Here is a 12,052-nt window from a genome sequence, read left to right as displayed (position 1 = left end):
CCGCGCTCACCCGTCCAGATCGAGGTCGAGCATCCGTATGGCGTTGCCGCGCATGAGCTTGTACACGGTCTCCTCGTCGAGCCCCTTCACATGGTCGAGCGCGACCTCCTTGGTGTGCGGGAAGGTCGAGTCCACATGCGGGTAGTCGGTCTCGAAGGTGGCGTTGTCCCGTCCGACGACGTCCAGTGAGGCGACTCCGTGCTTGTCACGGAAGAAGCAGCAGAAGATCTGCCGGTAGTAGTACGTCGACGGGGGCTCGGGGATCAGATCGCGGACCCCGCCCCAGGCACGGTGCTCCTCCCAGACGTCGTCGGCCCGCTCCAGGGCGTACGGGATCCACCCCATCTGCCCTTCGCTGTAGGCCAGTTTGAGCCGGGGGAACCGCACCAGCACCCCGCTGAAGAGGAAGTCCGTCATCGAGGCCATCGCGTTGTTGAAGCTCAGCGTCGCCTGGACGGCCGGGGGCGCGTCCGGCGAGGCGGCGGGCATCTGCGAGGACGAGCCGATGTGCATGTTGACGACGGTGCCCGTCTCCTGACAGGCGGCGAAGAAGGGATCCCAGTAGCCGGAGTGGATGCTCGGCAGCCCCAGACAGGTGGGGATCTCGCTGAAGGTCACGGCCCGGACGCCGCGTGCCGCGTTCCGCCGGATCTCCGCGACCGCGAGGCCGACGTCCCAGAGCGGGATGAGGCACAGCGGGATCAGCCGGCCGCCGCTGTCCCCGCACCACTCCTCCACCATCCAGTCGTTGTACGCGCGGACGCAGGCCAGGGCGACCTCCTTGTCGTGCGCCTCCGCGAAGGTCTGCCCGCAGAAGCGGGGGAAGGTGGGGAAGCAGAGGGAGGCCTCGACATGGTTGAGGTCCATGTCCTTCAGCCGCGCGGCCGGGTCCCAGCAGCCGCGGCGCATCTCCTGCCGGGTGATCCCTTCGAGGGTCATCTCGTCCCGGTCGAAGCCGACGGCGGCGATGTTGCGCTTGTACGGGAACTTCAGGTCCTCGTAGATCCACCAGTCGGTCGGCGGCCCGTCCGGGTCCATGGTGATGACGTACTTGCCGCCGGTGTACTCCAGCTGTCCGATGCCGGCGGTCAGGGGCCGCGGTCCGCGGTCCCGGTACTTGGCCGGCAGCCAGGTCTCGAAGAGGTGCGCGGGCTCGATGACATGGTCGTCGACGCTGACGATACGCGGCAGGCCGGCCGGGGCCGCCGACGGCGTTCCCGGGGTGACTGCGGTCATGGCCTCTCCCCTTCGCGCTTCCGATGCTATTTCTGATGCTCCGTCAGATACTGAGGCTAGCCCGCCCCCTCTGGACCGACAAGGCGTCCCGCCCTACGCTTCCCGCGCAATCTGACTATCCGTCAGCCAGGAGGGGGTCCGGAGATGACCGGCGGCACACACGGCCCGGAGGACATCGCGCACGGCCTGGAAGGGGCCGCGACGCTGTGGGAGCTGGTCACCCGCCGCGCCGCCCTCACCCCGGACGCCCCGGCACTCCTCCAGGACACCGACGGCCCGGCCGCCGGCGCGAACGCTCCGGCCGGCGCAGGCTCCGTTCCGGACAGCAGCAGCCCCCCGGCCGACGGCGCCCCCGCTCCGGACGCCGGCGCAGCGGAGGGCGCCACCGCCCCCGGCGTGCGCCAACTGACCTTCGGGGAGCTGCGCGCGCGGGCGGAGCGCACCGCGGCGGGGCTGTACGAGCTCGGTGTCCGCCCCGGCAGCCGGGTGGTCTGGCAACTGCCCACCCGGATCGAGACGGTGCTGCTGTCGGTGGCGCTGGCCCGGCTCGGCGCGGTGCAGAGCCCGGTGATCCCCTATCTCCGGGACCGCGAGGTGGGCTTCGCGCTGCGCGAGGCGCGCGCCGGGTTCTTCGCCGTTCCGGGCCGGTGGCGCGGCTTCGACCACACCGCGATGGCCCACCGGCTGACCCGCGGACTGCCCGGACCGCCGCTCGTACTCGACCTGCGCACGGGCCTTCCGGAGGCGGCTCCGTCCGTCCTTCCGCCGCCGCCCGCCAACGGCACGGATGTCCGCTGGATCTACTGGACGTCGGGCACGACCTCCGACCCGAAGGGCGTGCTGCACACCGACCGCAGTCTGATCGCGGGCGGTTCGTGCCTGGCCGGCGCGCTGCGGCTCACCCCGTCCGATGTCGGTTCGGTGGCCTTCCCGTTCGCCCACATCGGCGGCCCGGACTACCTGGTGATGATGCTGCTGTGCGGCTTCCCCGCCCTGCTGTTCGAGCAGTTCTCCCTGCCCGGCTCGCTCGACGCCTACCGCCGGCACGGGGTGACGGTCGCGGGCGGCAGCACCGCCTTCTACACGATGTTCCTGGCCGAGCAGCGCAAGGACCCCGGACGGCGGCTCCTCCCGGCGCTGCGCCTGCTGGCGGGCGGCGGCGCGCCGAAGCCGCCGGAGCTGTACCACGCGGTTGTGGCGGAGCTGGGCTGCGAACTCGCCCACGGCTACGGCATGACCGAGGCCCCGATGATCACGATGGGTTCACCGGAGGACACCACGGAGCAGCTGGCCGGTACGGAGGGACGTCCGCCCGCGGGCATGGAGATCCGGATCGTCGACGCACGCGGCAAGCCGGCCGCACCGGGGGCGGAAGGCGAGGTCCGGCTGCGCGGCGAGGCCGTCTGCCGCGGGTACGCGGATCCGGCCGTGACCGCCGCCGCGTTCGACGCCGACGGCTTCCTCATCACCGGCGACCTGGGGCGGCTCACCGCGGACGGCCATCTCGTCCTCACCGGCCGGCTGAAGGACGTCATCATCCGCAAGGGAGAGAACATCTCGGCGCGGGAGATCGAGGAACTGCTGCACGGCCTCGCGGGCGTCGGCGACGTGGCCGTCATCGGCCTGCCGGACGCGACGCGCGGGGAGCGCGTGTGCGCGGTGGTCGAGCAGCCGGACGGGGCGCCGCCGCTCACACTGGAGGCGGTGACCGGGCATCTGCGGAACGCCGGGCTCGCCGTCCACAAACTCCCCGAGCAGCTCGAGCTGGTGGCCGAGCTGCCCCGCAACGAGACGCTGCGCAAGGTCCTCAAGTACCGGCTGCGGGAACGGTTCGCCGGATCCCTGCCTGCGCAGTCGTCGTCCGGACCGGCCCCGGGAAGCAGTCGCTGAACCGGCCGCACGGCCGTCGGGAACACCCCGGAACGAGCCGGGCCCCGGCCGGGCCTCCGCTGCCAGACCTCCGCTCCCAGGCGTCCGGTCAGGCGTCCGGTTCGGGCGTGGTGAAGAAGGCGGCGAACGCGGCGATGACCTCGTCCTCCGCGATCCGCCCGTCGCCGTCGGCGTCGAGGGCCGTCGCCACCTGGGTGCACTCCTCGGGTGTGACACCGAGCACCCGCAGCACCCGCTCCGCCTCGCCCGGGGTCATTCCGCCGTCCCCGTCCGAGTCGGCGATCGCGATCACGGAGTGCAGGAAGGGCCGGGCGATCTCGGCGAAGCGCTGGGAGTTGTCCCGCAGCCGCTTCACCGCGCCGTTGACGAATTCCTCGCGGGTGATGCGCTGGTCGCCGTCGCGGTCGGCCATTCCCGCCATGCCCTGCCAGAACGCCTCGGCGCCGTCGTAGAGCGCCTGGCCCTTCATCGAGCGGGCGGCGGTGTCGAACTCCGCCAGGACGGCGGCGGCCGCCGCGTTGAAGTCCTCACGGGAGATGTAGCCGTTGCCGTCCTGGTCGAAGGTGGCGAAGCGGCGGGCGATCTTGCGCTCGTACTCTGGGCGGTCCACGTCGGCCTCACGTTCTGTCGGGTACCGGCTGCTCAGATAGTAAGTGGTCTGGCGCGGGCTCGTGTTCAGATGATCTCCTCCGGCCATGGAGGCGGTTGCGGCAAGTGTCATAGCGGTCCTGGGAACTCTGCTGGGATCGGGGGTCACTCATGTCTTCCAGCGGCGGGCATCCGACCGGAATGAGCAGTTCGCCCGGGACGAGCGGCGCCGGCAGGAGATGCTGGACGCCTGCAGCGCATACGCCGGGCTCCTGGTGAACTACCGGCGCGCCCTCATCCACCGGTGGTTCTTCGCACACGAGGGCCGCACGGACGAGAACGAGGCCGAGATCCGGACCCGCTCGTACGATCTGCGCTCCCAGGCGCAGGAGGCGTTCTTCCGGATCCAGATGCTCTCCGACGACGACGCGCTGGTCGCCCTGGCGGGCGAGGCGCTGGACGCCGCGAGCGTGGTGCACAAGGCCGTCGGCCGGCCCGATATGGACACGCGCCGGGACATCAGCCGGGACGCCATCCACGCCTTCGTGACCGCGGCCGGGGGCCGCATCCGGTGAGCCCGCCCTCCGGCGGACACCGGGCCGGAGGCGAACGTTCGGCCTGACGGTGAATTCTCCGTCCGAAGGTGAACGTTCCGCCCGGAGGTGCGCGTTCCCGTCGGCGCGGAACCGTTCCGGCGGTGGTGCGGGAGGGTCAGGCGGAGAGCGGGCTCGCCGCCTCGTCCACGGCCGCCGTGACGTCCGGGTAGACCTCGAAGAGCCTTCGGACGCCCAGCGCGGCGAGCACCCGGTTCACGTGGGAGCCGTCCTCGGCGCCGCGCGCCGGGAGGATCAGCCGCAGCCGGCCCTGGCACGAGCGCATCAGCCGGCGGGCGGCGATGAGGACACCGACGCCGCTGGAGTCGCAGAAACGCACCCCGGAGAGGTCGAGCACCAGACTTCGGCGACCGTCCGCCACCGCTTCGTGCACATGCTGCCGAACCGCGGGCGAGGTCACCAGGTCCATCTCTCCGGAGACTTGCAGGACAGCCCACTCGCCCTGCTCGTCCTCCATCACTTTCAACGTCACGCGCCCGAAGTCCCTTCACTCGCGCACTCTGCGATCGCTATGCGGAAGCAGTCCTTCCTCCTTCGGCTGCCCGAGGGCGTTCCCATGAAACACCCGCCTCGGTGGCCGCTCCGTCGACCCTATGCACTGCACGGAACCCCCGTCTCCGGGTACCCGGGCAAAGTGACCGGATCTATACCAGCCACGAGGACGGAAGGGGTGCACATTGCCGCAAAGAGAAGTCCGGTGTCCGTTCTGCCCACTACATTCGATGGGACGGTGAACGCCAGGGACGACGACGGCACAGGGACGAGGGCCGTATGACGAGCGACGCAGCACCCCGCTGGGACCGGAAGATGCAGCAGCGGCTGGCGCGCGGCGAGGCCGCGGCGCTGGGCGAGCTGTACGACCGGTTCGCGTCACTCGTGCACAGCCTCGCCCACCGGGTCCTCGGCGACGAGGACGCCGCGGACCGGGTCACACGTGAAGTCTTCGGCTACATCTGGGAAAATCCGGACGCCTACGACCCCAAGCAGGGTCCGCTGCGCTCCTGGGTGGCGATGCTCACCCAGCGCCAGGCCGTCCACCGGCTCCGGCAGGCCGAGTCGGAGCTGATACGGCTGGGCGGGGACGGCACACCCGACGAGGTCGAGGAGAAGGTCCGGGAGGCGTCCACCGCGGCCCGCGCCGACTACATCCGGACGTCGATGCCCGCCTCCCTGCGCGCCGCGCTCGAACTCGCCTATTTCCAGCGCCGGGACTACCGGCAGACCGCCGCCGACCTGGGCGTCACCGAGGACGAGGCGCGGCGGAGGCTGCGCCTGGGGCTGCAGTTGCTGGCCACCGCGCACAGTCACGCACCCCACGCGGCGTCGCCGCCCGGCTACGGGAGGGCGCTGTGAGCGGACCGTTCGGTCCCGGGCGGCACGATCCGGAGGACGACGGCCGGGACGGCGGGCGCAACGGCGGTGCCGGGCCGGGCCCCCGCCGGTTCGGCAGCGCCGGACGCCCGCGGATACCACCGCCGCGCTCGGCGCCGGAGGACAACGGGCCGCTGCCCGATCCGCCGCCCGCGGTCCGCGAGGACATCACCCGGGTGCCCGCGCCCCGGCCGCCCGCGGCCCCGCGGCCGCTCCGGCCGCCGGCCCCGGCTCCCGTCCCGGTCCACGACCACCGGGTGCTGAAGTCGCTGCTCGGCGCCTGGGCGCTGGCCGCCTGCTCCCCCGAGGAGACGGCGGCCGTCGAGGCGCACCTCACCGACTGCGCCGGTTGCGCGGACGAGGCGGTGCGGCTGCGCGACGCCGTCGGCCTGCTGCACAAGGAGGACAACCTCGACCTGGACCCCCTGCTGCGCTCCCGGGTCCTGGAGGGCTGCCTGGGCCGTCGGCCCGCGCGCATCCCGGTGCCCGAGTGGGCCGCGCCGTACGACGCGGAGTCCGCGCGGCTGGACGCCCTGCTGCGCGACATGGGCGCCGCGGAGTGGCACGCTCCGGTCCGGCTGAGATGGTTCGAGGAGGACCGCGCGGTGGAGCGGGAGGTCACCGTGGCCGCGGTCCTGGGGCATCTGATGACGGTGGATTCCCTGGTGGCCGTGGCGCTCGGGCTCCCCGACCCGCTCGGCGCCGCGGCGCCCGCCGACCCCTCCCCGGCGTCCCGGACGGAGGCGTACTGGCGCGGCGGGCTGCCGGAGCAGCCACGCTCGCTCCGGGAGCCCTGGCGCGACCAGGCGCACACCCTGATCCGCACGGCGTCCTTCGCCGGGCGCGGAGTCGCCGAACTGGAGGTGCCGTACGGGGACTTCAGGCTGCCGCTGCGGGACTCCTTCGTGGACCGGGCCTTCGAGTGCTGGGTGCACGCCGGTGACATCGCGGAGGCCGTCGACTACCCGTACGAGCCACCGGTGCCCGGCCACCTCAATCTCATGATCGACCTGGCGGTGCGGATGCTGCCGGCGGCGCTCGCGGAGCGGCGGCGGGCCGGGCTGGCGAGCCCGGCCCGCACCCTCGTCGCGGCGGGCGCCCCGGGCCGCTCCCTCCATCTCGAAGTGGAGGGAAGCGGGGGCGGCGACTGGGACATCCCGCTCGACTCGCCCGCCGCCGTGGCGTCACGGGAGCGCGCGGTGGCACATGTGGCGCTGGACGGGATCGAGTTCTGCCGGCTCGCGGCCGGACATGTGCCGCCGGAGCAGGCCGCGGCGGGCCAGGAGGGCGATCGCGAGGCGATCCGCGACGTGCTGTCGGCCGTGGCCTCCCTCTCCCGCCTCTGAACCGCCGCGGCCGACGCGCTCCGGGCCCGCTCCCGCGGGCCCGGCAGGATCCGGAGGCCCCGGCAGTCCGGAGGCCCCGGCAGTCCGGAGGCCCCGGCAGTCCGGAGGAAGGGCCTCAGGCGAAGACGACCGTACGGCTGCCGTTCAGCAGCACCCGGTGCTCGCTGTGCCACTTCACGGCACGGGCGAGCGCCTGGCACTCGACGTCCCGGCCGATCGCCACGAGCTGCTCCGGGGTGACCTCGTGGCCCACCCGCTCCACCTCCTGCTCGATGATCGGGCCCTCGTCGAGGTCCGCGGTCACGTAGTGGGCGGTGGCCCCGATGAGCTTCACCCCGCGCGCGTGGGCCTGGTGGTACGGCTTGGCGCCCTTGAAGCTCGGCAGGAACGAGTGGTGGATGTTGATGATCCGGCCGGAGAGCTCCTTGCACAGGGCGTCGGAGAGGACCTGCATGTAGCGGGCGAGGACGACCAGCTCCACGCCCTCGGTCCGCACCAGCTCCAGCAGCCGCGCCTCCGCCTCGGCCTTGTTCTCCTTCGTCACCGGAATGTGGTGGAAGGGGATGTCATAGGAGCCGACGAGTTCGGCGAAGTCGGTGTGGTTGGACACCACGGCCGCGATCTCCACCGGCAGCGCCCCGATGCTCGACCGGAAGAGCAGGTCGTTCAGGCAGTGGCCGAACCTGCTGACCATGAGGACGATCCGCATCCGCTCCTCGGCACGGTGGATCTGCCAGTCCATACCGAAGGAGTCGCCGACCGCCGCGAAGCTGGCGCGCAGCTTCTCCAGGGTGACGGGCACCTCGGCCTCGAAGTGCACCCGCATGAAGAAGAGCCCGGTGTCCCGGTCCCCGAACTGGTGGCTGTCCTCGATGTTGCACCCGGTCATGAAGAGGTAACTCGACACGGCGTGCACGATGCCCCGCTTGTCCGGGCAGGAGAGGGTGAGGACGTACTGCTCAGGGGCCTGCTGGGGCGCGGCGGACTGCGACTCGTTCATGACCCCATAGCGTCGCACACCCGCGGAGCTCAAGCCGTCCGGGTCATGATCGCGAGCACTTCCAGCGAGCGCGGCGGCGCGTCCGGGTCCTCGCCGTCGTTCGCGGCGAGCCGGACGTGGGCCTCCCGGGCGGCCCGTACGGCCTCCTGCCACCCGTGGTGCTCCAGATAGGCGGAGACGGGGGCGTCGGGGCCCACCTGGTGCATGATCCGGAGCACCCGCAGCACGGCGACGTCCACGAGGGCCGCCTCCTGCGAGTCACGGAAGATCGTTCCCACGTACTTCTCGGCGGACCAGTTGTCGAGCCAGGTGTCCTCGACGAGCCGGTAGACGGCGTCCGTGACGTCGCCATAACCGTCCCTGCCCGCCAGCCAGCACTCCTGCTGGAACCCCGGGTCGGAGAGCATGTGCAGCGCCGAGCGCACATTGCTGCGCCAGCGCCACCACGGCATGTCATTGAGCGGCATGTCGCCCATGGTGGTGGAGCGACGGCCGCGACGGGAAGACTTCTCCGAACCTTGCATGGCAATCGAGCATACGTTCTTCACACGGGGTGCCGACCCGGGTCCTTCTGTTCACCCCGGCGTCACCGAGCGTTGGGATCGCATCACTCCGGCGTTACGGGGCAACCGGAAGGGTTGCCGAACATGACCGGACGGCGACGCCCCTCCTCCCCCCGCCCCTTCAAGGCCGCGGTGCTCGCCACGGCGACCACGGCGGTCGGTGCGGCGCTGCTGAGCCTCTGCGGTGCGATACCCGGCATACCCGACGGTTCCAAGGCCCCGGTGACGGTCATGACCTGGGCCCCGGAGGGCACCGGGGCGACCAATATGCCGGGGATGCCGGCCATGGCCAAGGCCTATGCCCGCTGGGTCAACGAGCACGGCGGTCTGAACGGCCATGAACTCAAGGTCCTGACCTGCAACGACCACAACAACACCGTGGGCGCGGGCCGCTGCGCCCGGCGCGCGCTGTCCCGGGACGTCGTCGCGGTGGTCGGCTCGTACAGCCAGTACGGACATTCGTACATGCCCCAGCTCGAGGCGGAGGGCATCCCGTACATCGGCGGCTACGGGGTCACGGACGAGGAGTTCACCAGCCCGCTCTCCTACCCCGTCAACGGCGGCCAGGCCTCCCTGCTCGCCGGCAACGGCCGCCAGCTCGCCCGGTCCTGCACCGAGGTCTCCCTGGTCCGGCCGGACACCATCGCGGGCGACCAGATGCCGTCGTTCCTCAACGCGGGCCTGGCACAGGGCAGGCGCGGCACCGCCGACGACGTACGGGCCCCCGAGGACGCCACCGACTACAGCCGGCAGGCCCGCCGGGCGATGGGCGGTGCGGACTCCTGCGTCACCGCCGCGCTCGGCGACCGCACCGACACCTTCTTCGACTCCTTCCGCCGCCTCCAGCCGGACGGCCTGCGCGTCCGGCTCGCCTCCGTGCTGGGCAGCGTGCAGCAGTCACTGGTGACCCGCACCGGCAGCAAGCTGGACGGCGCCTCCGTGACGGGCTGGTACCCGGTGGCGAGCGACCGGCGCTGGGACCCGATGCGCCGGGTCATCCGCGATCACGCCTTCGGCGACAACCGCATCGACCCCGCCGACCCCGGAGTGCAGACCACCTGGATCGCCTACACCGTGCTGCGCGAGGCCGTCGAGTCGCTCGGCGACGACGGCGAGGTCACCGCGCACTCCGTACGCCACGCCCTGGACGGCCCGCTCGGCGACGGGGGCGTCGACACCGGCGGTCTGACCCCCGAGCTGAGCTGGCGCTACGAGGACATGCTCGCCGTCAAGGGCTTCCCCCGCATCACCAACGCGATGGTGACGTACCAGCGCGTCCGGGACGGGCGGCTGGTCGCGGAGCGGGACGGCTTCGTGGACGTCTCCGGCACGCTGGAGCACCGCCGCGAGGATGGCTGACCTCAGAGCTGGGTGAACCTCGGAGCTGGGCATCCCCTCAGAGCTGGGTGAACTGGCGCTGCGGAAGGCCGTACTTCGACGCGATCTTGTTCCAGAGGGCGGCGGCCTCCTTCTTGGCCACCGTGGCCTGCCCGCTCGCCCGGTTGCCCGCGGCCGCCTGCGGGGTGACCCGCGCCCGGCCCTTGTGGCAGCCCTTGCGCCCGCCGACCTGGTCGGCCCATGCGGCGTAGTGGTTGTCGGCGGCGGCGGACGCCTTCCAGGCGCGGGTCAGGGAAGCGGTGAGCGCCGCGTTGTTCGGCAGTTCGTCGACCGAGAGCTTCTGCAGCCGGGTCACCAGCCCGTTGCGCTGCCCGGCGGCGGCGCGCAGGTCCTGCGCGGACTGACCCAGGTTGGTGCAGGTGCGGGTGTTCTCGACGGAACGGATCACCGTCGACCGGCTGTTGTTGCTGTCCTCCAGCAGCCTGTCGAGCGACTTCGCCTGCTGCTCCGCCGGATCGGCCGCAGCCGACGGGCTCTTCTTCTCGTCCTCCTCCGCCCCCGCGGCACTCGACCGGGCGGCCTTCTTGACTCCCTTTTCCTCGTCGTCACCGCTCAGCGCGGCACCGGCCGCGAGCCCCGCGACGGTGCACCCCGCGATGACGATCGCGATCAGCGCCACCGGCGAGAGCCCCTTGCGGGACCGCGCCGGGGGCTCGTGCTGCTGCGGGGCGTCGAACTGCGGGTCGTACCGGGGTATCTGCTGCGTGGAGCCCGGGGACGCGTCCCCCGCGTCCGCACGGAACAGCCCGTCGAACTCCGCGGGCGGCTGCCGGTCGCCGGGCATGCCCGGCCGGATCCCGTACGGAGCCCGCGACGGCGCCTCGGGAGCCGGCACGGGGGCCCCGATGAGCTGCGTCGCCTCCGCGTCCGAACCCTGCTCCGACAACGAGCGGCGGCCGAGGAACTGCGTCGGCTGGTCCCGGACCTCGGGCGGCAGCGGGGCACCGGCGGACACCGGCGGGATGTACTGGGTCGCCTGCGCATCGCCGGACTCCTCGGCCGGCAGCGGCTGCGCCGCCTGCGGCTGAGCGGCGGGCGGCTGAGCGGCGGGCGGCTGCGTGGTGTGCGGCTGGGCGGCGTGCGGCTGAGCGGGCTGCTGCTGCGCGGCCGGTGGCTGCACGGGCTGTGGCTGGGCGGGCTCCGGTCCCCAGGGCTGCCCCCAAGGCTGCCCGGCCGTCGGCCCGGACTGCTCCGGCACCCACGGCTCCCCGTGTGCGGGCAGCACGACGCCTTCATGCGCGGGCGTGGCCGCGGGCAGATGCGGGTCGTTTCCCTGTCCGCTGTGCGACACGGGGACTCCTATGGCTGGGCGGAACTTACGGAACCGTCGGGTCACGCTACCGGGTCGCCGCACCCCTCTGCCATGTCCCTGCCCTCACCCCTCCCCACCTGCACAGATACCCCCCACCCCCACCGGAATCCAACATTCCACCACCCCCACACCCCACAGCACCACCCCCACAAACCAGCCCAAACCCCAACCCCCCAGCCCCACACCCCATATCACCACAAACAACCCACCTCATCCCCGACGAACGACCACCCCCGGACACACGGGAAGAACACATGAAAACGGAACGAGCGACCCCCAAGAGCCCAGCACACCAACCACCAACGCCCCGCACACCGAAGGACACAGGACAGGGCAAACACCAAAAAGACCCGCAAACCAGGCAAAAACAGCGTCCCGCGCGGAAGAAATCCTCCGCGCGGGACCGAGTCAACGGAACACCACAACGGCCCGGCCCCGACAACCATCACGAGAGGGACCAACAGACGGCCGAACAAAGGCGGCAGCGCTCACGACCGGGGCCGGCGGTCCGGACGCAGGGGCCCGAAGCCGCAGGGCGAGGTGAACACGGCGACCCGCCACGACGGGCCGGTGGTCCGGACGCAAGGGCGCGGGGCCGCAGGGCGGCCGGGTGAGCGCAAGGGCGCGGTGCCGCAGGGCGGCTGGGTGGACGCAAGGGGGTGGGGGCGCAGGGGTGGGGGGTGCCGAAAAATGCGGTGAATATTTGGGCCCCCCGCGCCGGGCAAAAGGCTTGC

Annotated in this window: 11 protein-coding genes; 5 read left to right on the top strand and 6 right to left on the bottom strand. The window is 72.1% G+C overall.

Going from position 1 to position 12,052, the window contains the following annotated elements:
* Positions 1-6: 6 nt before the first annotated feature.
* Positions 7-1,236, bottom strand: coding sequence for an amidohydrolase family protein (locus ABT112_RS28435; RefSeq protein WP_351514359.1), 1,230 nt, complete (start codon positions 1,234-1,236; stop codon positions 7-9).
* A gap of 144 nt (positions 1,237-1,380) precedes the next feature.
* Between ABT112_RS28435 and ABT112_RS28430 the strand changes: the two genes are divergently transcribed.
* Positions 1,381-3,126 (top strand): class I adenylate-forming enzyme family protein, encoded by a 1,746-nt coding sequence (locus ABT112_RS28430; protein ID WP_351514357.1) that lies wholly within the window; start codon positions 1,381-1,383, stop codon positions 3,124-3,126.
* 88 nt (positions 3,127-3,214) lie between these two features.
* On the opposite strand, the gene ABT112_RS28425 is transcribed toward ABT112_RS28430, so the two are convergent.
* Positions 3,215-3,736, bottom strand: coding sequence for an EF-hand domain-containing protein (locus ABT112_RS28425; protein ID WP_351514355.1), 522 nt, complete (start codon positions 3,734-3,736; stop codon positions 3,215-3,217).
* Between the two features lie 85 nt (positions 3,737-3,821).
* Here ABT112_RS28425 and kilB point away from each other — a divergent pair, with 85 nt between their 5' ends.
* Positions 3,822-4,289 carry a plasmid transfer protein KilB gene (gene kilB / locus ABT112_RS28420; RefSeq protein ID WP_351514353.1) on the top strand — a complete coding sequence of 156 codons (468 nt, stop codon included), beginning with the start codon at positions 3,822-3,824 and terminating at the stop codon, positions 4,287-4,289.
* 136 nt (positions 4,290-4,425) lie between these two features.
* Here the strand turns inward: kilB and ABT112_RS28415 are convergent, their stop codons facing one another.
* Positions 4,426-4,800 carry an STAS domain-containing protein gene (locus tag ABT112_RS28415; RefSeq protein ID WP_351514351.1) on the bottom strand — a complete coding sequence of 125 codons (375 nt, stop codon included), beginning with the start codon at positions 4,798-4,800 and terminating at the stop codon, positions 4,426-4,428.
* A 299-nt stretch (positions 4,801-5,099) separates the two neighbouring features.
* On the opposite strand from ABT112_RS28415, the gene ABT112_RS28410 reads away from it, so the two are divergent.
* Together ABT112_RS28410 and ABT112_RS28405 are read left to right on the top strand one after the other, a co-directional pair.
* Positions 5,100-5,681, top strand: a complete 582-nt coding sequence (locus tag ABT112_RS28410; RefSeq protein ID WP_351514349.1) for a sigma-70 family RNA polymerase sigma factor — start codon at positions 5,100-5,102, stop codon at positions 5,679-5,681.
* Positions 5,678-7,045: a maleylpyruvate isomerase N-terminal domain-containing protein gene (locus ABT112_RS28405; RefSeq protein ID WP_502975474.1), complete on the top strand. Its 1,368-nt coding sequence runs from the start codon at positions 5,678-5,680 to the stop codon at positions 7,043-7,045. The genes ABT112_RS28410 and ABT112_RS28405 overlap by 4 nt, the downstream gene beginning before the upstream one ends.
* A gap of 115 nt (positions 7,046-7,160) precedes the next feature.
* Here ABT112_RS28405 and purU read toward each other — a convergent pair whose 3' ends face one another.
* A complete protein-coding gene (gene purU, locus ABT112_RS28400) occupies positions 7,161-8,045 on the bottom strand; it encodes a formyltetrahydrofolate deformylase (RefSeq protein WP_351514347.1) in 885 nt (294 codons plus the stop codon).
* Between the two features lie 29 nt (positions 8,046-8,074).
* Positions 8,075-8,575 (bottom strand): SCO4402 family protein, encoded by a 501-nt coding sequence (locus tag ABT112_RS28395; RefSeq protein WP_432093817.1) that lies wholly within the window; start codon positions 8,573-8,575, stop codon positions 8,075-8,077.
* 117 nt (positions 8,576-8,692) lie between these two features.
* Here ABT112_RS28395 and ABT112_RS28390 point away from each other — a divergent pair, with 117 nt between their 5' ends.
* Positions 8,693-9,967, top strand: coding sequence for an ABC transporter substrate-binding protein (locus tag ABT112_RS28390; RefSeq protein WP_351514343.1), 1,275 nt, complete (start codon positions 8,693-8,695; stop codon positions 9,965-9,967).
* A 37-nt stretch (positions 9,968-10,004) separates the two neighbouring features.
* Here the strand turns inward: ABT112_RS28390 and ABT112_RS28385 are convergent, their stop codons facing one another.
* Positions 10,005-11,297 carry a hypothetical protein gene (locus ABT112_RS28385; RefSeq protein WP_351514341.1) on the bottom strand — a complete coding sequence of 431 codons (1,293 nt, stop codon included), beginning with the start codon at positions 11,295-11,297 and terminating at the stop codon, positions 10,005-10,007.
* Positions 11,298-12,052: the final 755 nt, after the last annotated feature.

It is taken from the genome of Streptomyces sp. NPDC002055 (genome assembly GCF_040296705.1).
Taxonomy (GTDB): Bacteria; Actinomycetota; Actinomycetes; order Streptomycetales; family Streptomycetaceae; genus Streptomyces.
The sequence above is the reverse complement of the archived record's forward strand: the minus strand, read 5'-3'. Positions and strand labels throughout refer to the sequence as shown.